Here is a 25559-nt window from a genome sequence, read left to right on the forward strand (position 1 = left end):
CCGGTTCGCTGGAAGCCGTCGTTTCCTTGGCCACCTTCCCATGCGCGTTCAGAACGCAGATCGCAGTGCTTGCCAAAGAGACGTCCAAACCGATAAAGTGATCCATGTCGTTGCCCTTTCATTCTGTATTCAGAATTGGGGCGCGCCTCACGGCAAGACCCCGTAAGCACGCATCGCGTGCCGAGGGCAACGACACCTCACATCCACAGTCACGACAAGCCGAAACGCTGATGATTTGGGGCCAGCCCTATTATGGCATCTGATACATGACCGCACCCGATCACACGCTCGCGCCGTTCAAAAACCACTTGCATCAATGGGGGCATCCATACATGTTCAAATCCTCAAATCTGTCTCACGAGTGCTTACGTCAGACACAATACGAACCATGTTAGATGAAGGGATCTGAGGCGCGATCAGGTCACGCGCCGTCCTATTTCTACCTCGATAGTGCTGGCAGAATTCTGTACTTCTTCGGCCAGTTGGGCGTAATTTGCCCGTGCCCGTGCTTCGGGCAGCACGATCGAAATTGTGGCTACGCAGGCGCCTGTCTCGTCACAGATTGGCGCGGCGATACAAGCGACTGAGTATTCAGAAGCGCTAAGTTGTACCGACAGTCGGTCACGGAACTCGCGCCCAGAGATCTCGGCCAGCTTTTCCGGCTGGATCTCGGCCAGTCCAGTGCCCGAGGGACGCGCGCAGTCGCGGAAGATGTGTAGTCGTTCGGCCTCACTGAGGTGACCCACCAAAAGTCGTCCAGAGGCCGTCCAATTCAGCGGCACTCGGGTACCAACGTCGGAGGCAACGTTGAAATGCCCATGCCCGCGGGCCATTGCGATAACGGTCATCATGTCCTCGTCCCGCGCGCAAACCTGAATTGTTTCGTCTATTCGTTCTGCCAGTCGCTCCATTTCACGCTTGGCGGCGGCGAAAAAATCCATCTTGGAACGATAGGTGAGGCCATAACGCATCAAGCGGGGCCCAAGCCAGACTTCGTTGGCATCCATGCGCGTGAGCATCCCGCGTTCTACCAGTTCCTCGGTGATCTTGTAGATGGTCGATGCGGGAGAGCCGGTGGCTCGCACCAGTTCATAGGTGCTCATGGAAGCCTGCCGCTCGGTCAGAATGTCGAGGATCTGGAGTGTTCGGTCTATGGCTCCCACGCGGCGCCGCGGCTGATCGGTCATGATGGCTATGATCCTCCAAGCCTCTGCAGTTATGGAACCGGCGCAGCAAATTCAAGCCGCAAAACCCGCTGTGCCCCGAGCGTAGCCGATTTACCTGAAATCGCGATATACATATTTATAGACTATAGACCACTTTTATGTAAACTGTGTTTCACATCCGATTCGAAGATCAGGGAGGGTACTGAATGAACATTCACCGAAACCTCGGACTTGCCGGACTTGCGACCGCGACACTAATCGCAATTGCCCCGGTCATGGCTGCGGCACAGCAGACCGAGAGCAAGCTTTATGAAGTGATCGAGCGCGGCCATCTGATATTTGGGACCGGTTCGACCAACGTGCCTTGGCACTTTGTGGACGAGAAGAACGAACTGGCCGGCTTTGACGTAGATATGGGAAAGATTCTTGCCCGGGCGCTGTTCGATGACGAGACCAAGATCGAGTATATCCGCCAAGCACCCGATGCGCGCATTCCGAACCTGCTGACAAACAAGACAGATTTTACTTGTCAATTCATGACTATCAATACCGCCCGCGCCCAGAAGGTCGAATTTACCTTGCCCTACTACCGGGAAGGCGTGGCGATGATCCTGAACAAGAAAGGCCCTTATCCAGACCGTGCATCCATCGACAAGGCACTCGCGGATGGCAAAAAAATCCGCGTTGCGGTCCTACAAAACGCTGATGTCGAAGACACCGTCCATGACGTGATTGAAGGTGTCGAAATCGACCAATATGAAGAGCAGGGACTGGTCTTTGAGGCGTTGGACACCGGGCGTGCCGATGGCGGCATTGTCGATCTTTCCAATGTGCTTTGGCTGTCCAAAAAGTTCCCCGAGCGTTACGCGCACGGTGGTGACGGCGAAAAGGCCTCCAGCTATGGCTGCGCGGTAAAGCCGGGCGACCAAGTCTGGCTGAACTTCATCAATACCGCTTTGCGTGAGGCGATGAATGGCCGTGACTTCGACGTCTATGCTGCCTCATTTGAAGAGTGGTTCGGCGTGCGGCCTCCTGCACCCAAGATCGGGTTCCCGATCGAGAACCGGTGAGCAGCGTCCGCTGACCTCAACGCGGCACCGTTCTTTCGGTGCCGCGCCCTCCAATTGATTGCGAAGCCATGAACTATCATTTCAACTGGAAGGTCATCGTCGAAGACTGGGACAAGCTCATGTGGGGGCTGCTACTGGGACTTGAGATCGCCTTTGGGGCCATCATCATAGGCCTAGTCATCGGATTGGTTCTAGCCTTTGCGTCGCACGCGCGGCAATTTTGGATCCGGGCCGCAGTAAAGGTCTATGTGACATTCTTGCGCAACCAGCCGCCGCTGCTTTTGCTGTTTTTTGCCTATTTCGTGCTGCCGCGAATGGGCATTCGCATTGACCGAGTGGAAAGCGTAGTTCTGGCGCTGGGGCTATATGCCGGTGCGCAACTGACCGAAGTGTTCCGCGCCTCGCTTGCCAATATTCCTAAGGGCATCCGCGAAGCCGGGCTGGCCATCGGGCTGACGCCGGTGCGCACCAATACTTTGGTGGTTCTGCCGGTAATGTTTCGCAATGCTATACCTGCGCTCGGCAATTCCTTCATCTCGCTGTTCAAGGATACCTCGCTGGCCGCCGGCATAGCAGTGGCGGAACTGACTTGGCAGGCGCGAAAGATCTCCACCGATACCTTCGCCGTGCTGGAAAGCTGGATTGCCGCCTGCGTCATCTATGTCGTTGCCTGCATGATCATCGCGCAGCTTCTGCTTGCCCTTGAACGCAAGCTTAAAATTCCGTGAGCGGGAGGCAGAGAACATGATCGAAGATTTCAGCAATACGTTGGTCACTGCAACGCCTTTTCTTCTCGGGTCGTTGTGGTTCACCATCACCATCAGCGCAATGTCCATCGTCATAGGCACCGCGATAGGCCTGTTGTTGGGGCTGGCCTCGGCCTATGGCGGGTGGGTCACGCGGTTTCTGGTGCGGATCTATGTGGACATCGTCCGAGGCATCCCCGGTCTGGTCAAGATCTTTACTGTTTTTTATCTGGTGAATGCTCTGCTGAGCGAAGTCGCGGGTTTCACCCTTTCGGCTATGGCCTGTGGCGTCGTCGCGCTGTCGATCCATGCCAGCGCGCAGGTGTCCGAGATGGCGCGCGGCGCGATTCAGGCGCTTTCCAAGGGACAGGCCGAGGCGGGCAAGGCGATTGGGCTGCGGTTCTGGCAGGTCCAGTTCTATGTGATCTACCCTCAGGCGATCCGCCAGATCCTGCCGACTTGGGTGACATCATCGACCGAAATTGTGAAGGGCACGACGCTGCTGTCGTTGATTTCTGTGCCGGAGTTCTTCATCACGATCCGCGAGCTGGCAGCGCGCGAGTTCCTCTATATCCAGTTCTATGGCTTTGCCATGATAGTCTATTTCCTACTCAACTTCTCAATTGAACTGCTCGGTGCCCACTTGGAGCGCCGGTACTCGCGCTATTAATCGGCTGACTGACAACAGGAAAAACATGCAATCGCTATTGAAAATTAACGGTCTGCACAAGAGCTTTGGCAATCTCGAAGTCCTCAAGGGGATCGACTTGGAGGTCAATCAGGGGCAGGTGGTCTCGATCATCGGTTCCAGCGGCTCGGGAAAAACTACGCTTTTGCGCTGCGTCAACCTGTTGGAGGAGTTTCAGGCAGGCGAGATTGTGATCGAGGGGCAGCTCATCGGATATCGCGACAAGGGAGGGCGGCGAAGCTCGATCTCGGAAGCCGAGAAGGCGCGCCAGCGCGCATTGACCGGAATGGTGTTCCAGACCTTTAATCTGTTCCCGCATCTGTCGGCTCTGGGCAACGTCACGCTGGGCCTGCGCAAGGTACTGAAACAGCCCCGCGCCGAGGCTGAGGAGACGGCCGCGCACTGGCTGGACCGGGTTGGGCTGAGCGAGCGCAAAGATTACTATCCTTCTCAACTGTCCGGCGGGCAGCAACAGCGCGTGGGTATCGCCCGCGCGTTGGCTATGGCCCCCAAACTTATGCTGTTCGACGAGGCGACATCGGCATTGGATCCGGAATTGGTGGGCGAAGTCTTGCAGGTGATGACCGATCTCGCGAGCGAAGGCATGACTATGTTGGTCGTTACCCATGAAATGAGCTTTGCCAAAGACGCCTCGACACGTGTAGTTTTCATGAACGAAGGAGTGATCGCCGAAGAGGGCCCCCCCGCCACGCTGCTGACCAATCCCAAACACCCGCGTTTGCAGGACTTTCTGGCACGGAGCCAAAGGTGACATGTCGTGTCCTATGGTCAAACCAAAGTGAGACGGTCATGACAATTTCGCAGCAAAGCACCGATCCGATGGCGAACCTTGCCGCAATGGGCCTGACGCTGCCAGAGTGCCCGCCCAGCCCCATTGGTGCTTTTTGCAATATACGCGAACATAAGGGGTATCTGTATGTCTCGGGTCAGGGGCCAATTGACGCAGACGGTGTCGCGATGGTCGGCAAGGTTGGCGGGGATGTGAGCGCCGAACAGGCGCGCGAACATGCCAGGCTTGTGGCGCTGAACATCCTTGCTGTGGTGCGCCACCACCTTGGCGGGTTCGCTCGCGTGCACTCGGTTCTGAAGGTCCTCGGTCTCGTCAATGCTGTGCCGGATTTCGAGCGGCATCCCTTTGTCATCGATGGCGCATCTGAACTATTTCACGGGGTATTCGGCGAAAGGGGGGTGCATTCGCGCTCGTCCTTCGGTGTCTCCTCATTGCCCAACCGGATCACCGTTGAAATCGAAGCTATCCTGACGCTGACCGACAACACCTGACGTTTAAGCACGGAGTAATTATGCGCGAGACTTTCACAATTGCCCTCAACAACCGTTTTGCGGACCTTATCAATGTATCAGGCACGATGACTGCCCTTGGCGGGTCCGTATGCGCCGAGGATGTCCGCGTCGCCACCAGCGCCATGATGGCCCGCTTTGTGAATATGCACGAGTTGCAGGCGGAGGCAAGTCGGGTGATCGCCGAGTTGACCGGCGCCGAGGCGGGCTGCCTGACGGCTTCGGCGAGTGCCGCAATGACGCTGTCGATTGCAGGCGCCATGACTGGTTTGGACCCCGCAGCAGTCGAAAACCTGCCCCAGCGGCCCGGCGAGAAATGCGAAGTTGCCGTGCAGATGGGCCACCTCTGCGGGTATGGTGCACCGGTATCCCAAGCAGTCGAACTGGCGGGCGCGACGGTACGGATCGTCGGGCAGTCGACCCTTTGCGCGGATCACCAATTAGAAGGTGTTTTGAGCGACCGGACGGCCGCGGCGCTGTTTGTTGCCTCGCACCATGTGGTCCACTATGGGCAGATCCCGCTGAAACGTTTTGCCGAAATCTGTCATGCCAAACAGGTGCCGGTGATTGTCGATGCGGCATCTGAATACGATCTGCGCTGGTTCCTTGATCAGGGGGCGGACATTGTGATCTATTCCGGCCACAAGTTTCTCGGCGGTCCAACCTCTGGGGTCATTGCTGGGCGCCGCGATCTGGTGCGCGCTACTTATTTCCAGAATATCGGGATCGGGCGGGGCATGAAGATCGGCAAGGAAAGCATCGCCGGTACCATCGCCGCGCTTGAGGCCTGGGCAGTGCGCGATCACGATGAGATCCGTAAGACCGAGACTGCGGCGCTGACCCTCTGGCAATCGGCACTCGCCGGGGTCGATGGTGTGACGGCGCGGATCATGCCAGACCCGACCAATAATCCTCTGGATCGCTTGCAGGTCGAAATAGATCCACTGAAAACCGGTTGGAGTGCAGCGCAGGCGGCGGCCGAATTAGGGGCGCAATCTCCGAAGATCATCGTACGCAATCACAAGGTCGAACAGGACTCTTTCCAGCTTGACCCCTGCAATATCCTGCCCGGTCAGGCTGAAAAGGTCGCAACTGCACTGACAAATGTGATGACACGCAAAACCCTGCCGACTGCCGTATCCGACGCACGCAATGGCGGGGTGAACAGTTATCTTGCATGGCTGGCATGAAGCAAATGAGCAAATTCGCGAGAAGCCCCTGAGTGGTACGGCGCAGGGTGCTATGCTATGAGGCTGGCAACGCCCAAGGGTCCTTAGGTATCCTGCGCCGGTTCCCCCGTTCGGACGTGATGCACCCCACCTACAAGACGCTGGCGGAACTTGGCCGCGCTATCAAGACGATTTTTCTATCCCGGTAACTGCGTTCAGAGGCGTTCCGCCAGGAAATCCACGAAGGGCTGAACGGATAGTGTCGCAAACTTTTCTGGGTTTCATATGGATCACCACTGGAGCAATGCTTGGCTCTCAGGCGAAGCAGACAGGCGGGTCAGAACGGTGATAGATTTCAAGGGCGTACACTACCCGAAGGCAGTAATCCTGCATGCCGTGTTTTTCTATGTCCGCTATGCCGTCTCTTACCGCGACCTTGAAGAAATCTTGGCCGAGCGCGGCGTGGCCGTTGACCACGCTACGCTGAACCGGTGGGTTGTGAAGTATTCGCCGCTGATCGCGGCCACCGCCCAAGCCAAAAAGTGCGGGACGGCCAAATCCTGGCGGATGGACGAGACTTATGTAAAGGTTCGCGGCAGGTGGACGTACTTGTACCGGGCCGTCGACAGCTTCGGAAAAACCCTTGATTTCATGCTCTCAGAGCGCCGAGATACGGCTGCGGCGCGACGGTTTTTCAAGCAGGCTATCGCTGCAAACGGTCAGCCGGACCGCGTAAACATTGATAAAAGCGGCGCTAATTTTGCGGGGCTTCAGGCGGTGAATGTGATCCTCAAATTTAAAGGGAATGGCCAGCTGATCACCATCCGGCAGAAAAAATATCTTAACAACATCCTTGAACAAGATCACCGCTTTATAAAGCACATCACCGGTCCGATGCTAGGCTTCAAAGCCCTCCATTCTGCAGCAGCAACCATCGCTGGTATCGAGGCCGCACACATGATCCGCAAGGGCCAGTTCGGCGCCAATAGACTTTCCGCATTCCAGCAGTTTGCCGCCCTCGCAGCATAATCATGTCGAAAAGGTTGGCACCCTCAGGCTACCCCAAAGTTTGCGACACAACCGATCATAGTGCGGAGAATCTAGCCTCAGGCGGGACACTTTGGGCGAGGCCGTCAGTCCAGCTTGAAAATTTCGCTTTGCTTGTTTCTCGGCAGGAGTTTTCGTGTTACAGCCTCTGGTGAAGCTTGCATGACAGTGGGCGAGCATCGTCATTTTTTTCGAAAATTCCGTTTTCAGAAATCTCCTAAACCATTCCAGATATGAATTGAGGTCGCCATGAAAATGAGTTCGTTTGAATACCAGATGACCAAACTGGATCATCTGGTCCTTGAGGCTGATGCCGCGAATACACGTCGCGCCGCGCAGCGTCAGATTCGCCTGGAAGCCAGCAACGAAACAAAATCCGGGCCCGAAACGACGTCCCTTGAAGATGATAGCCTGCTGTTGAATAACGTCCCAATCTAACGCTTGGCTGATGCTGGAACGGGCTGCTTTGCTTCGTGCACATTCTGCTCGGACCGACTTTTTCCGCATTTCCACAACCCGCCAAAAACCACGGATTCTGGGGCGTTCCTAGATCGCGAAACGTCTGTGATCATTGGCGCGGCTTCACGAGCGCGCTTGCACTTAATGCAAGCGCGGCTTATATAGCCTTATGAACAACAAGCACCGCAAAACACTTGCCACTGTTTTCACCGATCCCGTGTCTGGGACAGTTGAATGGTCGGCAATCGAAAATCTGCTCGTTGCGGCTGGGGCGCGGGTGATTGAGGGCAACGGTTCGCGGGTCCGCTTCGAGAAAGATGGTGAGGTCGAGACGTTCCACCGTCCGCACCCAGCCAAGGAAGCCAAGCGGTATCAGGTCCGCGCAGCCCGCGCGTTCTTGGAGAGAATAGGGATCACGCCATGACAAACATCATGACCTACAAAGGCTACTCTGCGCGCATCGAATACGATGATGAAGACGGCATCATGACAGGCCAGATCGCTGGTATCCGCGACGGCGTGGGCTTTCATGCAGACAGCGTAGAAGAGCTAAAAGAGGCGTTTCATGAGGCCGTCGATGATTACGTCGATGCCTGCGCCAAGATCGGAAAAGAGCCGCAGAAGCCATATTCTGGCCGCGTGATGTTCCGGGTCGATCCAGAAGTTCACCGCAAGGCTGCACTGGCGGCAGAACTAGCAGGCAAGAGCCTGAACCAGTGGGCAGAAGAGGTTCTAAAACATGCTGCTCGCGGTGAACACGCGTGACTGAATAGCCCGCCGCAAAACTCCATAATCGCTCAATGCCTCCTCTCGCCGGAGATTGACCCGGAGGTCGGTCTTTACCTCGTGGCACCCTTCGGTGCGAGTTCTATCCTCCTCTTCGCCGTTCATAACAGCCCCTTGGCGCAACCATGGTCAGCCGTTGTTGGCAACACCGTGGCCGCCATCGTCGCCGTCGCTGTCTGTCTGGCGGTGTCGGACCCCATGTTGCGTATCGCCTTGTCCGTTGGGCTTACCATCGCGGCCACTATCCTCTGCCGCGCCTTGCATCCCCCTGCCGGCGCGGTTGCAATGACCGTCGCGATGAGCCCCGATGCCGTAAGAGAACTGGGGTTCATGTTCGCCCTGACACCGGTTGCCGTGGGGACAGTTCTGCTTGTGCTGATCGCAATCGCCTATGGTCGGCTGACGGGGCGGCACTATCCATTCCGTCAATTCGATGACTCGAACACCCACGGCACCACAGATCCTGAACCGATGGAAAATACCTCAACAACATCGTGGAGCAGGACCACCGCTTCATCAAGAAGCTGACCCGGCCGATGCAGGGTTTCAAATCCTTCGCTGCTGCGCAGGCGACCCTCGCCGGGATCGAGACCGCACATATGATCCGAAAGGGTCAGCTTGCCGGCAACGGTGGCACCGCCTTTCAGCAGTTCGCGGCGCTGGCAGGATAACTGTGTCCAGCAAAACGCTTGCGTTTAGCCTGCGGATATATTTGCGACACATCCCAAGAAATCAAGGGTTTGCCCCTCACGGTCAACAGCTCGGTAGAGATACGTCCAACTGCCTTTAACCTTGATGTAGGTTTCATCCATTCGCCAGGACACAGCTGTTGGTCGCTTTGTGGACTGCGCATTTGCAGCGATCTGCGGGGAATATCTGATGACCCAACGGTTCAAAGAAGAATGATCAACGCTGACGCCACGATCGGACATGATCTCTTCCAGATCACGGTACGAGACGCCGTAACGGACATAGAAATAGACCGCATACAGAATGACGGATTTCGGGTATTGCGCGCCCTTGAAGTCAATTATCGTTCCGTTCCGATCGTGCGTGTCCGGTCTCGCACATCCAGTTCTGCATACGCCGCCGGGGCGACAGTGCGAAAAGCTTGCGACACTACCGGTTAAAACGGACGTACAGCCACACTGCATGAGCGATGATCTGGGCTGGGAAGCGGTGACGTTTGTAGCTGATAGAAGGTGTGTGCATCATTGCCAGCTATGTCCAAATTGTGACGCAAGCAACCGAACGACAGTTTATGTGACAATCCCCGAGATACAGATGCGGACCCGCTTCGCCGTTCACCATCCCGGCCAGCGGCTCCTGAAACGTGCCGCATAAACAGGCCCGACAGAAGACCGCACTCGATCACCAAGCCCAGGGGTCAGAGGTCCTTGCACAATCGGCGGCAACCACAGAAGTTGCTAGCGATGAATATGTACCGCATCTGCGATGTAACGCTGTAAACTGTGCGACCAGCTTGCTGGAAACCAGACCGCAAAACTGTCCGCAGCGGTCCGGTGAATCAACGCGTGGATCCCGTGAATTCCGGTTTGTCGAAAAGCGCCAATCATAAAACCGGACGAGCTGAAATCAATCGGAGCAAGACTCGACATCGCGTTTTCCGAGCTGGCGCCCGAAATCTCCAGCCGTGCACGGGCATGGCTCAGATCGCAAAACGCACCGTCCTCGAGATTGACCCGGCTTTCCAGCGACATGATCGCAGTCGAGTCTGCATGGTGAAACTGAACCCGATCCGGCGCGATGCGAAACAGAATGAATCCATCGATGCTGACGGCAAGGTCATAGCCGGGCAAGGGCAGTGTCTTGTCAAAGATGAGCGATAACTGCCTTTGCAGATCGCCCCAGACGACCATCTGGGCGACCCCACCAGCCGCGGATTTCTTCAATGTGACTCCGTAATCCTCAGGCATTCTGGCGCTCTCCTTCGGGGTCGAAAAATTGCGGAGACACGACGCGCGCCATTACGGTGCTTTCGCCCAGGAAATCAATGGCGCGGACCGTGCTGCCGATCCGTTCGGGGGCACCGCCGAGATAGCCAAGAGCGATAAACCGCTCCAGCGCGGGCGACCATGTTGTCGAGGTAACCCAGCCAAGGCCGTTTCCTTCGGTCTTACCGTCGGCGGCGAACAGGATCGCACCGGCTTTCGCGCCGATGGGGCCATCGATCTCCAATCCGACCAGCATGGGGCGATCCGGGTCTTGCAGGTCGGGCCGCTGGGCAAGCACCGAGCCGACGAATGGTTTGCGTGACGATGCCATGCGCCCCATCCCCATATCGCGCAGGGTTGCGCGACCGTCCAGTTCGGGTCCCGCGACATGGCCTTTTTCAATGCGCAGGGTGCCCATCGCCTCGGTGCCATATGGGGCGATGTCATGTGGGGCGCCTGCCGTTATCAGTGCCGCCCAAACATCTTCAGCGTCTTCGGAGCGAACGTATATTTCATACGCCAACTCGCCGGAAAAGCTCATTCTGTGAACCCGCACGGCAACCCCTTCAACCTGTGCGTCGGTCAATGAGTTGGGCGACAGCGCAGCGGCAAAATCGCCGGAAACCGCGCGCAGAACATCGCGTGAGGCAGGGCCGGCCAGCGCCATAGCCGCCCATTGATCGCTGACCGAAGTAACGCGCACCCGCAGGTCATACAACGACGTCGCCAGCAGGTGTTCGATATGCGACATTACGCGGCCCGCACCGCTGGTGGTTGTCGACATCAGATAATCGTATTCGCTCAGCCGGGCAGTTGCTCCGTCATCCAGCACGATTCCATCCTCGCGCAGCATGACGCCATAGCGCAACTTTCCGGGCTTCAGGGTGCTCCAGCCATTGACGTATAGCAGGTTCAGCAAATTTGCGGCGTCAGGTCCCTGCACCATAATCTTGCCCAGCGTCGACACATCGACTAGGCCGACGGCACGACGCACATGGGCGGCCTCGCGCCGGTAGGCCTGGTCAAGTGTTTCGTCGCCTATTGGATAGTACCAAGGGCGCAGCCAAGGCCCGGCCTGTGTCATGACCGCACCATTCCTCAGGTGCCAATCTTGCAGTGGCGTCAGGCGGGTCGCGTGGAAATGTTCACCGGAATCATGCCCGACAAGCGCACCGATCGTTACCGGCGTAACCGGGGGACGAAACGTGGTGGTGCCAGTTTCGGGCAGAGATTTCTCCGAAAGCTGGGCCATACGCGCCAGTGCATTGACGTTCGACAGCTTGCCTTGATCGGTGGCCATCCCGGTCGTGGTATAGCGTTTGAGATGTTCGACCGAGACATATCCCTCGTCATGGGCCTGATCCAGATCGCGCACTGTGACGTCGTGCTGCATATCAACAAAGGCCTTGCCGAACGGTTTGTCCTGCGCATTCATCACACACCAGAGCGGATGCAGGTCACGCGCCCAGTGCGGGGCCGTGTCGGCAAGGTGGGCCGTCTGTGAGGTGGATGCGCCCCCGGCCAGTGCGCCTTGAATGATGGCGTCCGAAAGGCCCGGCGCCGCGATGACACTGCCTGCAAAGCACATGTCCGGCAAAAGATCGGGCACAGGCAGAAAACAACCATTTTCGGTGTCATAAACCGGTTTCATCTGGCGTTGGCTCCACAATTGCAGAGCCGGCGCCCAGCCGCCGGAAACAGCGATCAGATCGAACCTGAGTCTGACGGTTACACCGGTTGCGCGGCCGTTCCGATCAACGGGAACCACAGAGGCTGCGGTGATATGCCTGTGCCCATGCGCGGAGGCGATGCCGTGTCCGGAAAGGCAGACACCGCCAGCTGAAGTCAGTTCGTTGGCAAGAGGTTGCGGCACACTGGCGCGCGCATCGCAAAGCGTGACTTGGGCACCAGCCCGTACCAGATCAAGCGCCGTGGCATAGGCGCTGTCGTTATTGGTGGCGATCAGCACGTTCTGTCCTGCCAACACCCCGTATCGGTTGAGATATGTTCGCACTGCCGAGGCAAGCATGACACCGGGCCGGTCGTTATTGCCAAAGACGAGTGGACGTTCAAAGGCGCCGGTGGCCAGCACGGTACGCTTGGCGCGGATTTTCAAATAGCATTGCCGTGCCTCATCGGAGGGGGGCTGCGCGACATGGTCCCACTGACGCTGCACCGCGCCAAAAACATTGCCGTCATAGGCGCCGAAAACGGTTGTCCGGGCAAGAATGGTGACGTTTGGCAAAGAGTGCAATTCGTCCGCAGTTGTGCTCAGCCAAGCATCGGTCGCCGCATCCGGTGGGGCTGACAACAACGCACCACCAAGGGCAAAATCTTGCTCGGCAAGTATGACACGCAGGCCTTGCCGCCCGGCTGTCAGTGCCGCGCTCAGCCCTGCTGGACCCGCGCCAATGACCAGAACGTCGCAAAAGGCGTTGGTCTTGTCATAGCTGTCAGGATCAGAAAGCGTGATAGCGCGTCCCATGCCGGCGGCTTTGCGGATGTATCGTTCGCAGAACATCCAAAAGGCCGTTCCGCGAAACGGACCGATGAATGTCTTGTAATAAAAGCCCGCACCGATGAATGGTGACAATGCTCCGTTGATCGCGCTGAGGTCATGCCGGACATTGGGCCAGCCGTTTTGGCCCCGCGCGACGAGGCCGTCGAACGCCTCGAGAGTTGTGGCGCGCGTGTTCGGCTCAGACCGGGCACCTTCACCGAGGGTGATCAATGCGTTCGGCTCTTCGGTTCCCGCAGAAAAAACCCCGCGTGGACGGTGATACTTGAAGCTGCGCGCGATGATCATTTCCCCGGCGGCTAGCAGTGCCGAGGCAAGTGTGTCGCCCGGATGCGCCGCGATCCTGCGCCCGTCAAACTGCATTGAAATCATGCGGCTGCGATCGATTCGCCCGCCCTTTGCAAGGCGACGCGCCGTCATGATGACGCCGCCATAGTTGCTTCGCCTGCGAAAACCGAGCGGGCCAACTGGCAACTGTCGATCTGGTGAGTGGCCGTGTTGCGATTGACTATCAACCATTCCCGGCAGCCCATTACATGCTGCCAATATTCACAGTGCGCACCGCGCGGGTTGTCACGCAGGAACACAAAATCTGCCCAGGTGCCCGGATCGGTAATCGACGGGTCCGGTCGGCGCACCGTCGCGTCGCCCAGATAGGCAAACTCTGTCTCGTCGCGGTGCCCGCAAACGGGGCAATCCAGCCGTATCATCCGGCGATCCTCACTGCATGTTCGGCTGCGGCCCGGCAGCCTTCTCGTCGATCTGGGTGCCGCGCTCGAACCGGGATAAGGTAAAGCGGGCGTTGTCGTCGTGCGGGGTGTCTGTTGCGATGGTGTGGGCGAAACACCAGCCACTGGCCGGGGTCGCCTTGAACCCGCCGTAACACCAGCCCCCGTTCAGATAGAGACCCTCGATCGGGGTTTTTGCGATGATCGGGCTTCCGTCCATGGTCATGTCCATGACGCCCGCCCAATGGCGCAGCAGGCGCAGACGTGACAGGGACGGAATCAGGGCCATCGCACTTGCCAGCGTGTGTTCAACCTCGGGAAGGCCACCGCGTTGGGCATAGCTGTTATACCCGTCCAGATCGCCACCCAGCACCAATCCGCCCTTGTCGGACTGGCTGATATAAAAATGCGCCGCCCCAGAAGATATGACGTGATCGATGAACGGCTTGATCGGTTCGGTGACAAACGCCTGGAGCGCGTGGGTTTCGATCGGCAGCCGCAACCCCGCCTTGGCTGCAAGCAGACTGGTATGCCCGGCAACGGCCAGTCCGACCTTGCCGGCCCGGATCGGGCCGCGCGTGGTCTCGACGCCGCAGATCCGTTCGCCGTCGCGCAGATAACCGGTCACTTCGCATTGCTGGATGATATCGACGCCCAACCTGTCTGCGGCGCGGGCATATCCCCAGGCCACGGCATCATGGCGGGCGGTGCCGGCGCGGCCCTGAAACATCGCGCCATAGATCGGGTATCGCGCCTTTTCCGAATAATCGAGATAGGGCAAACGGCGCATCACCTCGGCGCGGTCCATCAGTTCAGAGTCGATGTCATGGGCGCGCATGACGTTGCCGCGCCGCCGCAAGCCGTCCATCTGCGCCGGGGAATGACCTAGGTGAAACTGTCCGCGCTGCGACATCATCACGTTGAAGTTCAATTCCTGGCTCAGATTTTCCCACATCCGCATCGAGCGTTCGTAGAACATCGTGTTGCCGGGAATCATGTAATTGGATCGCACGATGGTGGTGTTGCGCCCGGTATTGCCGCCCCCCAGCCAGCCTTTCTCGATCACTGCGATGTTACGCAGCGAGTGTTCCTTGGCGAGGTAAAACGCGGTGGCCAGGCCATGACCGCCGCCACCAACGATCACGACATCATAGGCAGGTTTCGGTGCAGGATCGCGCCAGGCGCGCGTCCAGCCTCGGTTGCCTGAAAGGCCATTCCGAACGATCGACCATGCGGAATAATGTGTCACACCAATGAGCCTCTGCTGTTTCATACGCTATATGAAGCATACGCTACGCCATTTCAAAGGAAAATATCAATCGCTATTAATGTTGTGCGCCCTACTTTCGACCGGATGTCGGGATGTTGGACAGCATGAGGGGAAACAAGTAACGAATGGTACATCCGTTACTGCGAGGTATCATGTCACACAGCATTCTCGATCGGCTGACTGCCGAGCTTGCCGAACTTCCGACAAAACTGAAGGTGGCAGCAAAATACGCTCTGGATAACCCGGACAGGATTGCCTTTGGATCAATGCGTGGGGTTGCAGTCGAATGTGGTGTGTCGTCGCCAACCATGCTGAGGCTGGCACGACATCTGGAGTTCGACAGTTACGAAGATTTCAAAGCCTGCTTTCAGAATGAAATCGCTGGCAACAGTTTTTCGTCAAGGGCAGGGGCTTTGATGGGCAGCGGGACGGGCGTGGGAAGCCCGCTGATCGACCGTCTGAAGGTGGCGGCGTTGGACAACGTGACAAGCGCGATGACCCAGAACGCCCCCGAGACATTCAAGGAAATGGCTACGATTCTGCGCACCGCCGAGACGACGCATCTTGTTGCTGCCGGTTCGATGTACTGGATTGCAGCACATATGGAAAACACCGGCGGAATCGCGTTCCGGGGATTGCGCACTGCTCGGCCTGGCACTGCGACGGTGCTGGAAACGCTCAGTCTGATCGGACCAAAGGATGCGGTGTTGATCATTGCCGTTTCGCCCTACGCAAAGGTGGCGGTGAACGCGCTGACCTATGCCAACGAGGCGGGCGCGCAGACGATGGCGATTACCGACAGGCGCAGTTCTCCGTTTGCCACGCTGGTCAACCACTGTTTGTTCGCCCCGACGGCGAGCCCGCATTATTATCCGTCCGTTGTCGGGATCGCTGCGGTGGCCGAGGCGCTTTTGGCTTGCGCCGTGGCGGGGAGTCAGGGCGCCGCGATCAAGCGGATCGAGACAGTCGAAAAGTTGCGCCTTCAAAGCGGAGCCTATTTCGAATGACGCCAGACGGATTTCACGCCGATTTATCGGTCGGCAACCTCGAAGGTCTTGGTTAATGTTATATTACAATTGACACGGTTGTAGATAAGAATGTAGCGTTTGGTTCAGGGGTGGGGCAATACCTGCGTAGCCGTTGTTCGGCCATGCGCAAGTCAAGATCCATAACCGGCCTTATCAATTGGCAAGGGCCCCAGAGATCGTGACGGAACTCTGAACTATCCGCACGAAACCCGAACAGCGAGGTGAACACCGTGTTACGTCTTCTGTCACTTATTACTGCATTCGCGTTGACAAGCGTCGTGGTGCCAGGGGGGACAGCCAGCGCCGCGCCTTCCCAAGGGGGCACATTCATCATCGGGCTGGAAGGAGAGCCAGCCACAGCAACTGGTCATTTGGCGACCGATACGGTCGCGCTCATGGTCGCGTCGAACATTTTCAACGGTCTGGTATCACTGGATTTCAATTTCAACCCGCAACCCGATCTGGCGACAAGCTGGGATATTTCCGATGACGGACGGACCTATACCTTCCATCTGGCCGAAGATGCCAAATGGCATGACGGGGTGCCGGTTACCGCCGAGGATATCGAATATACCTTCAACGATATCATCGCCGTTGCGCACCCCCGCGCCGGGTCATGGTGGCCAAACGTTGAAAGCGCCGTCGCAACGGACAAGCACACCTTTGTGATCACACTAAAGGCGGCCTATGCGCCCTTCATGACGATCATCGGCAATACGCTGGGTTCTGGCACTCTGATGATGCCCAAGCATATCTATGAAGGCACGGACCCCAAGACAAACCCCGCCAACTTCGCGCCGATCGGGAGCGGGCCATTCAAGTTCGTCGCATGGAACCGCGGCAGCCACATCGAACTGGAGAGGAACCCTGATTATTTCAAGGAAGGGTTACCATATCTTGACCGGATCATCTTGCAGTTCCTGCCCGATGCCGCGTCCCGACTGCTTGCGTTCGAGCAAGGCGAAGTGGACTTCCTCCATATGTATATCGTGCCATTCGATCAGGTGGCGCGCTTCAGAAAAGACGACAAATTCCGGGTGATCGAACGGGGCGGCGAAGGGGCTGCAACCAACGAGTTTCTGCTGATGAACATGCGCAGTGGCCCGCTTGCCAACAAGGATGTCCGTCATGCACTGGCTTGGGCCATTGATCGCGAGCAAATCGTCGAGAAAGCAGTGTTCGGCGAGGGCAAGGTCGCTCACAGTTTCATCAACAGCGGCCTTTCATGGGTCTCTGACGGGAGCACCGATGTCTATCGGTCGGTCGATCTGGACAAGGCCAACGAACTGCTCGACAACGCTGGCTTTCCGCGCGATGCTGATGGCAAACGATTTGATCTGCGCATCGCTCTTGCGTCGGGGCGGGATTACGAAGGCCGTGCCGATGAGATCATCAAGGATAATCTGGCTCAGGTGGGGATTGGTGTCACTGTCGAAATGTCCGACCGCACTTCTTTCATCGAGAAGGTGATGCGCCAGTGGGATTTTGATCTGGCGAATCAACTTTTCACCACCGGCCCGGATCCCGCGATCAGCGTTCGCCCGCGGTATCATTCCGAACAGATCAAGAAGATCCCGTTCGTCAATTCGATGGGCTATTCCAACCCCGAGTTGGACAATATCTTTGACACGGAGTCCGGTGAGATTGATCGCGAAAAGCGGGCCGGAATGTGGAGAGATGCGCAGACAATCCTGTTCGAAGACATGCCTGCCCTGCCGCTTTTCGAGATACCGGTGGTCAATCTGGTCTCCGACCGGTTCAAAGACGTGATCACGACACCCTTTGGCTATATCCAGAGCCGCGAAGGCACCTACTTCGAAGAGTGATACCTGGCGGTCCGGCGTCGTTGCCGGACCGCAATTCATTTGCCCTTGCCTCGAATATCGGGAACCGAACAAATGACGGGAACGCGTCTGCTCCTCTACGCTTTGCGCCGCCTGCTTCAGGCTGTCCCGATGATCGTCATTATCCTCATCGTCAATTTCTTCCTCATACACTCCGCGCCCGGAGATCCGGTGGATGTGTTGACCGGTTCGATGGAGACGAGCGAAGAATACATTGCCGAGCTGCGCGCCGAATTCGGGCTGGATAAGCCATTGGTTCAACAGCTCGGAATCTATCTCTGGAAGGCGGCGCATTTCGATCTGGGGTATTCAATGCGCTATCGTCAGGATGTGACCGGGCTGATCCTCAGCCGATTGCCGGCGACCTTGCTGTTGATGGGCACAGCGCTCGTCTTTTCCAGCTTTCTTGGAATCATGCTGGGTGTGTTCGCCGCGCGGCGGCCCTATTCCCTAAGCGACAATGCCGTGACTTTTATCGCGCTTGCCGGGTACTCCATGCCGGTGTTCTGGCTCGGGCAAATCCTGCTGCTGATCTTTGCGGTTCAACTGCAATGGTTTCCGGTGCAGGGGATGTTCTCGCTTCGGGTGCCCAGCCACGGATGGGCTCGGTTTGCCGATCTGATGCATCACCTGGCGCTTCCGGCAATTACATACTCGGTTTATCACCTGACGCTGATCTATCGCCTGACACGCGTAAAGATGCAGGAGACACTGACACTGGACTTCTGCACCACAGCCCGCGCAAAGGGGCTGAGCGAAGCAAGTGTCGTTCGCCGTCACGCGCTGCCCAACGCAATGCTGCCGGTGGTGACGGTGATCGGCCTCAACTTTGGGTTCATGCTGGCCGGATCGGTCTTGACCGAGACGGTGTTCGCATGGCCGGGCACCGGGCGGCTGCTGTACGAGGCGATCAATGCCCGCGACTATCCGGTGCTGCTGGGTCTTTTCACATTCCTGTCGCTGATGGTGATCCTGGCCAATGTGCTGACGGATATCATTTATGCGCTGATTGACCCACGGGTGACTTACTCATGAGCGTTGTCGAACCACTTGCCGCGACTGAAGTTGCCGAAATGCCAAGCGCATGGCGCATTTTCCGGCGCAACCGCATGTCGGTGTTCGGGCTTGTTCTGATTGTGATTCTGGCGGTTCTGGCGCTGCTGGGGCCATGGATTGCACCGTTTTCGCCCTATTCCACTACGGCGGGGCCGGTCATGGCGCCGCCGGGTGCGCCTCATTGGCTGGGCACTGACGAATTGGGCCGCGACATTTTCAGTCGGGTTCTGTTGGGCACGCGAACATCGTTGTTGGTGGGACTTGCCGCCGCGTTCATCGCCACATTTGTCGGCATCACGGTGGGTGCGCTTTCGGGATATTTCACTGGCTGGATCGATGACGTAATAATGCGCGTCACCGAAGTGTTTCAGGTCATTCCACGGTTCTTTCTCGCGATCGTACTGGTGTCGTTCTTTGGGGCGAACCTGGTGAACATCATCCTTGCCATATCGCTTTTGTCCTGGCCCGAACTGGCCCGGATCGTGCGCGCCGAATTTCTGACCCTGCGCAGCAGGCAGTTTGTCGATGCAGCGCGGGTGTGCGGGGCAGGTGCGATGTGGCTGGTGTTTGTAGAAATTCTGCCAAATGCGCTGGCGCCGGTGATTGTGAACGCCACGCTGCAGGTGGGGCAGGCGATGCTGCTTGAGGCGGGCCTCAGCTATCTGGGCGTCGGCGATCCCAGCCAGATATCGCTGGGCATGATGTTGCAGCAGGCGCAGCAGATTATGCGCGCCGCTTGGTGGGCAACCCTGTTTCCGGGTGTTGCGCTTGCCATCGCGGTTCTTGCTATCAACATTGTCGGGGATGGTCTGAACGATGTGTTCAGCCCCCGCTCGCGGGAGCGATGAAATGACAGACCATGCTACAGCACCATTGCTGTGCGTTCGCGGGCTGACCACAACCCTGCGTACGGATACGTCAGAGTTTGACGCGGTGAGCGATGTATCAATCACCATTGGCCGGGGCGAGGCGGTCGCGCTGGTCGGTGAATCCGGATGCGGCAAGAGCCTGACCGCACTATCGCTGATGCGATTGCTGCCGTCCGTCGCACGGCTTTCACCGCCGACATCCGTGACGTTCGACGGCGTTGATCTTGCAACACAGGACGATGCCGAGATGCGCAAGGCGCGCGGTCGCAAGATGGCGATGATCTTTCAGGATCCGCTGACGTTCCTTAATCCGGTGATGCGTATCGGCGATCAAGTGACCGAGGCAATCCGGGTTCACAATGTCCTGACCAAGGCAGAGGCGAGCCAACTGGCGCTGGAATCGTTGGAGCGCGTGCGCATCACTGCCCCGGCGCAGGTGATGCGTTACTATCCGCACCAACTGTCCGGAGGAATGCGCCAACGGATACTGATCGCCATGGCCATCAGTTGCAAACCCGAACTGTTGATTGCGGACGAACCGACAACAGCGCTGGACGTCACGATTCAAGCCCAGATCATGGATCTTCTGGCGGATCTGCGGCGCGAACTGGGCAGTTCGATGCTGTTGATCACCCATGACATGGGTCTGGTCGCGGAATATGTCGACAGGGTGTATGTAATGTACGCCGGCGAGATCGTCGAAGAGGCCAGCGTCTTTGATCTTTTTGCGGCGCCAAAGCACCCCTATACGCAGGCGCTGCTGAAATCGTCGCTATCGGTTGATCGCCGCACCGAGGTGTTCGAGACGATTGCTGGGGTGCCGCCCAACCTGGCCAATGCGCCCAAGGGGTGTCGTTTTCACCCGCGCTGCCCCGTCGCTATCGAGCGTTGCGCGCGAGAACATCCCGGCTTTACCGATATGGGAAATGCGCAGCGCGCCCGTTGTCTGCTGCTGGAGGAGGGGGCATGAGCGAACTATTGCGGGTTGAAGGCTTGAAGGTTCACTTTCCAGTCAATTCCGGCGCGTTCCGCAGATCTCCCGGGTCGGTCAAGGCTGTCGACAATATCAGTTTTGCCATTCCCAATGGCAAGGTCGTGGCGTTGGTCGGTGAATCCGGTTGTGGCAAGACCACCGTGGCCCGCACCATTCTTGGTCTGAACCACATCAGCGACGGGCGCATCACCCTGAACGGCAAGGATGTGACCGAACACGGAAAAGGGCGAACGCCCGAGTTCCGAAGCAGGGTTCAGATGGTGTTTCAGGACCCTTACGAGTCGCTGAACCCGCGTCGCACGGTGCTGCAATCGCTTGCGGTGCCGTTGCGGGCGAACGCGGTTGTGCCCAAGACCGAGTATCAGGCCGAATGCATTCGCCTGCTGGATATGGTGGGGTTAAGTCCTGGTGCGGCGTTCCTTAACCGTTATCCGCACCAGTTTTCGGGCGGCCAACGGCAACGTATCGGCATCGCCCGCGCCATCGCCGTGCGCCCCGATCTGATCGTCGCGGACGAGGCGGTATCGGCGCTGGATATTTCGATCCGGGCTCAGGTGCTGACGCTGATGCGCCGGTTGCAGCAAGATCTTGGGCTGGCCTATCTGTTTATCTCCCATGATCTGGGTGTGGTACGCTCTTTGGCCGATCATGTGCTGGTCATGTATCTGGGCCGGGTCGTCGAAGAGGCATCGACCCAGGATCTTTTCGAGCGCCCAACGCACCCTTATACACAGTCGCTTCTGGCGGCCAGCCCGATCCCGGATCCGGTGGCCGCCCGGGCGCGTAAGCGTATTCCGCTGACAGGCGAGGTTCCATCGCCGATCAATCCGCCGAAAGGGTGCCATTTTCATCCGCGCTGTCCGCTGGCCATTGACCGCTGCCGCAACGAAACACCGGCGCTGCGCCTTGTCGGCGCCTTTAAGACGGCCTGTCACCGGGCCGAAGAAATGCCGGAACTGACGGCGACCTGACCTTGCAAGATCATACCCAATATGGAGATTCAGATGTCACCAGCCCCCATAACCGCCAGCGCCGAGGCAATTGCATTTACCAAGAACACGATGGTGTTCGACTGCCTGTCGCTGTTCTATGTTCTTGACGACAAATACGCGCAGCAGTGCATCGAGGGCGGGGTCAACGCCTGCAACGTGACCTTTGGTTCGGAAAACGATTGGGGCGCGATGGTCGCCAATATCGAAACCGGGCTGGAAAAGGTCGAGAAAAGCGAGTTTCTGCACCTTGTCACCTGCGCCGCCGATATCGAAAAGGCCAAATCCGAGGGCAAGCTGGGCGTCATTCTCGGCACCCAAGGATCATCCATGATCGAGGACCGGCTTGAACGGATCACGCTGATGCACCGCCTTGGCATGCGCTATTTCGGGCTGGCCTATACCGGCCCGACGCTGCTTGCCGATGGTTGCGGTGAACATCGCGATGCCGGGCTGACGTTTCTTGGTAAAGAGGCGATCGAGGTCATCAACGGTTTGCCGCTGATCCTTGACCTCTCGCACAGCGGCCACAGTGCCCGCGCAGAGGCGACCGAATTGGCGCGTGTGCCGGTCTGCACCCATTCCAACGCCTATACCCTGAACGCCAACGACCGCAACACCAAGGATGAGACAGCTAAGGCAATCGCAACTAAGGGCGGTGTCGTCGGTCTGTGTGGTCTGCCCAAATCGGTTCACCCCACGGCGCCGACGCTTGAACATATGCTGAACCACTGCGATCATTACCGCGACGTGATCGGCACCGATCATATCGGTATCGGGCTGGACTTCACCACCGGCTACAAGGCCAGCGGAGAGATATTGCCGATGTCGCGGCGCTGGCGCACCTATCGCCCCGACATTTTCGGAACGGTCGATGAATTCATGACCCAGACCTATCCCGACGGCCTGACTCGGATCGAGCAGCTTCCCAATCTTACTCAGGGACTGATCGACCGTGGTTATAGCGAAGATCAGGTCGCCGCCATTCTGGGCGGAAACTGGTTCAATCATTTCAAGCGTTTCGTCGGGTGAGCCGCCGATCGTGTTACGAAAGTTACTCTGATGGCTGACATTTTTCCCGTTGTTCTTGGTATCTGCCTTGATGCCGAAGCAATCTGGCTCAGCAAGAGCCCTGCCAACAGGGACCGTCCGGTTCTGCTGTCCACCGGCAGTTACGCGATCCGCGAAGGGCTGAATCCTCTGCTTGATCTATTGGATGCCAATGATGCAAAGGCGTCCTTCTTTGTACCGGGCATCACCGCTGACCGCTACCCGGGCGCGGTCAAGCTGTTGCATGACCGCGGCCACGAACTGTGCAGCCACACCTATAATCACCTGCCGGTCATGGGCCTGACGCCCGCGCAGGAACGCGACGAACTGGTGCGCGGAATTGAAGCTGTCGAACGTCACAGCGGCGTTCGCCCGACAAGCTGGCGTTCGGCGTCTTGGGAGTGGTCGGCGCACACGCTGGATTACCTGGTCGATGAGGGTGTCGAGGTATCCTGCAATTTTCAGGATAGCCTGCGCCCTTACCGCCATCTGAAGAACGGTGCGCCAACGCCAGTGATTGAACTGCCGGTTCACTGGCATCTCGCGGACGCGCCGTATTTCCTTTATGGTGGCGATATACAGCGCCGGGTGCGCCCGGTGACAGAAGTTGAGACGATCTGGATGGATGAATTCGACGCAACCTATGATTGGCCCGGCACCTATTTTCAATTGACGCTGCATGTTCAATTGATGGCACATCCCAGTCGCCTTAAGATGCTGGACCGCATTCTGAAACACATGAAATCGCGGAGCAGAGTCCGCATCATGACCTGCTGCGAAGTATCGAAAGCGGTTAGCTGATCTCAGTGCGAGGCTGTTAGCGCTCCCATCTAATCCTTCACGTTCGTGTAAATCTGGACCGGCATTTTGACACATGTGCTGCGCGCAGATATTGCCAAGTTGTTGGCGTCAGCTTGTGAAACTTGGAAAAGACAGGATCATGTTGCCATTTCAGCGGTGTAGTCGGCCCAGAGGTTGAAAGCATCTGAGTGGGCGTGGCGGTATGAGGCTGCTGCGAGTTGATAGCGGCGGGGGCGAAGGATCAGGTTGATTTGGTCATTTGAAGACAGAAACTTCTGAGGATGCTGGTGGGATTTGTACTTGCCGAAGATCTTCTCTCGTTTTCGGGTCGGCCGGTGCGTTTCTTCGATCGCGTTGTTCAGACCCTTGTGGGCCCGGTGATCCGCTGACGAGGCTAACGTCTTGATTGGCTTGATGTAGCTGCGCAACTTGTCCGTGATTACAACGCGCGGCTCGCCGAACCTTGCGGCCAATCTTTGGAAGAACCGTTTGCTGCTTTTGCATTCCGGCGCGTTTGCACGAGAATACCCACGCACATCTCCGTCAGCGTCGATTGCGCGCCACAGCCAATGTTTCAGCCCACGGATGGCAATCACGACTTCGTCCAGGTGCCACTTGTCGTTCGGTCTTGGTCGGTCACGCCGGATGCAATCCGCGAAGTGCCACCCGAAGCGGTTAACCCAAAGACGGATCGCTTCCCGGCTGACAAGCACACCCCGCTCCGCCAGTAGGCCTTCAACGTCGGCCGTGCTCAGGGCGAAGCGATGATACGCCCAAACAGCATAAGCAATGATCTCACGTGGATATGGAAAGCCCTTCAGGCGCGGCATATCGGTGAGAATTCTCATGGGCTCCGGGGTCTGGCGGAAGATGATGTCGCGCTCGGGACCGTTCAGCGCCCGCCACTGCCGCACCCGCCGCTCCAGCGTGCGCCGAATACGATCGTCGGGGAAGGCCAGTGGATGCTCGCTCTGAAGGTGGCGCAACAGGGTGACGGCCTGCAACGCGCTGTCCTTCTTTAGCAGGGGAAGAAGGTCGGTCTCCCAATAGACTTCAAGGGGATCGGCCACCGTGCGCCCGCGGGCGATCTTGCGCTTTGAGGGCGGTGTCGGGTCGGCATCGAAGCGCCGGGCGGTCCGTTCGCTGAACCCGGCACGGGCAGCCGCTGTGCGCTGACTGTGATTTTGGAGGTCGGTCATATATAATCTCAATTGCTGGTCGGTGATGGGTTTGTAGGCCAACCCGGATCCTCCGTTTGACGGCAGAAGAACCCGGCTTACCAACCCGCAGCGAGCACCCAACCCAGAAATCAATCAGGCCGGTGGGGCTGCCCTCCAGACGGGCATGCCCGTCTTCCGTTCAGCCCCACCGGCCAAGGTGGTTGTCGGAACCGGCCAAGATGGTTGTCGCTCAACAGTATCGCCCGAGGCAATCCGCCAGGCGGTCACCCCATGTCTTGAGCATTTGGATTACCTTGTCGTTAACGACTATGAGATCGGCGCGCTTTCCCAGATGGATACTCTGTCGGACACCGGGCGGTCCCGGATCAAGGCGGTGATCGAAGCCGCTCGGCTGGTACTGGCACAAGGCCGGATGAAACTTGTGGCCGTGCATTTCCCCGAAGGCGCAGTTGCCATCCGGGATTCCGGTGAGTTGACCACCCAGCCTTCGGTGAAGGTGCGCCCCGAAACCGTCGTCGGAACGAACGGTGCGGGCGACGCCTTTGCGGCCGGATTTTTCTGTGGTTTGAACAAAGAACTTTCGCTTGCCGCATCGTTAAGGTTGGCCCACGCTTCCGCCACTGCCTCGCTAAGGTCCGTTGATACCTATGGCGCCATGGTTTTCATGCAACAGTGCCTGACACTGGCCGAGGAATCCGGGTGGAACCCGGCAATTCAAACCTGAGCTCGGACTGTTGAAGGTTGCAGCCAACCCCATTCGATTCAGCCGGTCATTGCGCCATCATCAGACTGGTGCAACAGGCTGTTCACTATGGCACCGCACCC

Annotated in this window: 26 protein-coding genes and 4 pseudogenes; 22 read left to right on the top strand and 8 right to left on the bottom strand. The window is 57.9% G+C overall.

Annotated features, from left to right (window positions below):
• Positions 1-416 precede the first annotated feature (416 nt).
• Positions 417-1187 (bottom strand): IclR family transcriptional regulator, encoded by a 771-nt coding sequence (locus FQ320_RS22205; RefSeq protein WP_148475493.1) that lies wholly within the window; start codon positions 1185-1187, stop codon positions 417-419.
• 185 nt (positions 1188-1372) lie between these two features.
• On the opposite strand from FQ320_RS22205, the gene FQ320_RS22210 reads away from it, so the two are divergent.
• The 13 genes and pseudogenes from FQ320_RS22210 to FQ320_RS22270 all read left to right on the top strand — a co-directional run.
• Entirely contained in the window at positions 1373-2236 is an 864-nt protein-coding gene (locus FQ320_RS22210) for a transporter substrate-binding domain-containing protein (protein WP_148475494.1), read from the top strand.
• Between the two features lie 68 nt (positions 2237-2304).
• Entirely contained in the window at positions 2305-2964 is a 660-nt protein-coding gene (locus FQ320_RS22215; RefSeq protein WP_148475495.1) for an amino acid ABC transporter permease, read from the top strand.
• A gap of 16 nt (positions 2965-2980) precedes the next feature.
• Positions 2981-3652 carry an amino acid ABC transporter permease gene (locus FQ320_RS22220; protein ID WP_148475496.1) on the top strand — a complete coding sequence of 224 codons (672 nt, stop codon included), beginning with the start codon at positions 2981-2983 and terminating at the stop codon, positions 3650-3652.
• 25 nt (positions 3653-3677) lie between these two features.
• The gene (locus FQ320_RS22225) at positions 3678-4442 is read left to right on the top strand and encodes an amino acid ABC transporter ATP-binding protein (protein WP_148475497.1); all 765 of its coding nucleotides are present in this window, start codon (positions 3678-3680) and stop codon (positions 4440-4442) included.
• A 38-nt stretch (positions 4443-4480) separates the two neighbouring features.
• Entirely contained in the window at positions 4481-4972 is a 492-nt protein-coding gene (locus tag FQ320_RS22230) for a RidA family protein (RefSeq protein WP_148475498.1), read from the top strand.
• Between the two features lie 20 nt (positions 4973-4992).
• A complete protein-coding gene (locus tag FQ320_RS22235; protein ID WP_148475499.1) occupies positions 4993-6180 on the top strand; it encodes an aminotransferase class V-fold PLP-dependent enzyme in 1188 nt (395 codons plus the stop codon).
• Between the two features lie 32 nt (positions 6181-6212).
• Positions 6213-6365 (top strand): annotated as a pseudogene (locus FQ320_RS26955) (Tn3 family transposase); the annotation flags it as partial.
• Between the two features lie 139 nt (positions 6366-6504).
• Positions 6505-7188: an IS6 family transposase gene (locus tag FQ320_RS22245; RefSeq protein WP_148475530.1), complete on the top strand. Its 684-nt coding sequence runs from the start codon at positions 6505-6507 to the stop codon at positions 7186-7188.
• Between the two features lie 267 nt (positions 7189-7455).
• Positions 7456-7644: a hypothetical protein gene (locus tag FQ320_RS22250; protein WP_148475501.1), complete on the top strand. Its 189-nt coding sequence runs from the start codon at positions 7456-7458 to the stop codon at positions 7642-7644.
• Positions 7645-7834: 190 nt separating this feature from the next.
• Positions 7835-8089: a type II toxin-antitoxin system HicA family toxin gene (locus FQ320_RS22255; protein WP_148475502.1), complete on the top strand. Its 255-nt coding sequence runs from the start codon at positions 7835-7837 to the stop codon at positions 8087-8089.
• The gene (locus FQ320_RS22260) at positions 8086-8430 is read left to right on the top strand and encodes a type II toxin-antitoxin system HicB family antitoxin (RefSeq protein ID WP_148475503.1); all 345 of its coding nucleotides are present in this window, start codon (positions 8086-8088) and stop codon (positions 8428-8430) included. Before FQ320_RS22255 ends, FQ320_RS22260 begins: the two co-directional genes overlap by 4 nt.
• Positions 8431-8511: 81 nt before the next feature.
• Entirely contained in the window at positions 8512-8979 is a 468-nt protein-coding gene (locus tag FQ320_RS22265) for an HPP family protein (RefSeq protein ID WP_370513096.1), read from the top strand.
• A pseudogene (locus FQ320_RS22270) lies at positions 8928-9122 on the top strand (DDE-type integrase/transposase/recombinase); the annotation flags it as partial. The gene FQ320_RS22265 and the pseudogene FQ320_RS22270, both read left to right, overlap by 52 nt.
• Positions 9123-9176: 54 nt before the next feature.
• On the opposite strand, the pseudogene FQ320_RS22275 reads toward FQ320_RS22270, so the two are convergent.
• The 6 genes and pseudogenes from FQ320_RS22275 to FQ320_RS22300 form a co-directional block, all read right to left on the bottom strand.
• Positions 9177-9485 (bottom strand): annotated as a pseudogene (locus FQ320_RS22275) (IS6 family transposase); the annotation flags it as partial.
• A gap of 90 nt (positions 9486-9575) precedes the next feature.
• Positions 9576-9666, bottom strand: a pseudogene (locus tag FQ320_RS26960) (IS6 family transposase); the annotation flags it as partial.
• Positions 9667-9878: 212 nt separating this feature from the next.
• On the bottom strand, positions 9879-10388 hold the full coding sequence (locus FQ320_RS22285) for a hypothetical protein (RefSeq protein WP_148475505.1): 510 nt from the start codon (positions 10386-10388) through the stop codon (positions 9879-9881).
• The gene (locus FQ320_RS22290) at positions 10381-13344 is read right to left on the bottom strand and encodes a sarcosine oxidase subunit alpha family protein (protein WP_148475506.1); all 2964 of its coding nucleotides are present in this window, start codon (positions 13342-13344) and stop codon (positions 10381-10383) included. Before FQ320_RS22290 ends, FQ320_RS22285 begins: the two co-directional genes overlap by 8 nt.
• Entirely contained in the window at positions 13341-13634 is a 294-nt protein-coding gene (locus tag FQ320_RS22295) for a sarcosine oxidase subunit delta (RefSeq protein WP_148475507.1), read from the bottom strand. Before FQ320_RS22295 ends, FQ320_RS22290 begins: the two co-directional genes overlap by 4 nt.
• 10 nt (positions 13635-13644) lie before the next feature.
• On the bottom strand, positions 13645-14901 hold the full coding sequence (locus FQ320_RS22300; RefSeq protein WP_370513097.1) for a sarcosine oxidase subunit beta family protein: 1257 nt from the start codon (positions 14899-14901) through the stop codon (positions 13645-13647).
• Between the two features lie 173 nt (positions 14902-15074).
• Between FQ320_RS22300 and FQ320_RS22305 the strand changes: the two genes are divergently transcribed.
• The 8 genes from FQ320_RS22305 (at position 15075) to FQ320_RS22340 (ending at position 23553) form a co-directional block, all read left to right on the top strand.
• On the top strand, positions 15075-15929 hold the full coding sequence (locus tag FQ320_RS22305; RefSeq protein WP_187394034.1) for a MurR/RpiR family transcriptional regulator: 855 nt from the start codon (positions 15075-15077) through the stop codon (positions 15927-15929).
• A gap of 392 nt (positions 15930-16321) precedes the next feature.
• Positions 16322-17776 (top strand): ABC transporter substrate-binding protein, encoded by a 1455-nt coding sequence (locus FQ320_RS22310; protein ID WP_187394035.1) that lies wholly within the window; start codon positions 16322-16324, stop codon positions 17774-17776.
• Positions 17777-17848: 72 nt separating this feature from the next.
• Positions 17849-18829, top strand: a complete 981-nt coding sequence (locus tag FQ320_RS22315) for an ABC transporter permease (protein ID WP_148475511.1) — start codon at positions 17849-17851, stop codon at positions 18827-18829.
• Entirely contained in the window at positions 18826-19698 is an 873-nt protein-coding gene (locus FQ320_RS22320; RefSeq protein WP_222861690.1) for an ABC transporter permease, read from the top strand. Before FQ320_RS22315 ends, FQ320_RS22320 begins: the two co-directional genes overlap by 4 nt.
• A 1-nt stretch (position 19699) precedes the next feature.
• Complete coding sequence (locus FQ320_RS22325) at positions 19700-20689, top strand: ABC transporter ATP-binding protein (protein ID WP_148475512.1); 990 nt, start codon at positions 19700-19702, stop codon at positions 20687-20689.
• The gene (locus FQ320_RS22330; protein WP_148475513.1) at positions 20686-21684 is read left to right on the top strand and encodes an ABC transporter ATP-binding protein; all 999 of its coding nucleotides are present in this window, start codon (positions 20686-20688) and stop codon (positions 21682-21684) included. The genes FQ320_RS22325 and FQ320_RS22330 overlap by 4 nt, the downstream gene beginning before the upstream one ends.
• Positions 21685-21717: 33 nt before the next feature.
• Entirely contained in the window at positions 21718-22734 is a 1017-nt protein-coding gene (locus FQ320_RS22335) for a membrane dipeptidase (protein WP_148475514.1), read from the top strand.
• A gap of 30 nt (positions 22735-22764) precedes the next feature.
• Positions 22765-23553 (top strand): polysaccharide deacetylase, encoded by a 789-nt coding sequence (locus FQ320_RS22340; RefSeq protein WP_148475515.1) that lies wholly within the window; start codon positions 22765-22767, stop codon positions 23551-23553.
• Between the two features lie 137 nt (positions 23554-23690).
• Here the strand turns inward: FQ320_RS22340 and FQ320_RS26965 are convergent, their stop codons facing one another.
• A complete protein-coding gene (locus FQ320_RS26965) occupies positions 23691-24794 on the bottom strand; it encodes an IS6 family transposase (RefSeq protein WP_370513098.1) in 1104 nt (367 codons plus the stop codon).
• A gap of 103 nt (positions 24795-24897) precedes the next feature.
• On the opposite strand from FQ320_RS26965, the gene FQ320_RS22350 reads away from it, so the two are divergent.
• On the top strand, positions 24898-25458 hold the full coding sequence (locus tag FQ320_RS22350) for a carbohydrate kinase family protein (protein WP_148475516.1): 561 nt from the start codon (positions 24898-24900) through the stop codon (positions 25456-25458).
• The last annotated feature ends 101 nt before the right edge of the window (positions 25459-25559 follow it).

Origin of the sequence: Oceaniovalibus sp. ACAM 378 (assembly GCF_008085915.1) — a bacterium.
In the GTDB taxonomy this organism is placed as follows: Bacteria; Pseudomonadota; Alphaproteobacteria; order Rhodobacterales; family Rhodobacteraceae; genus Oceaniglobus.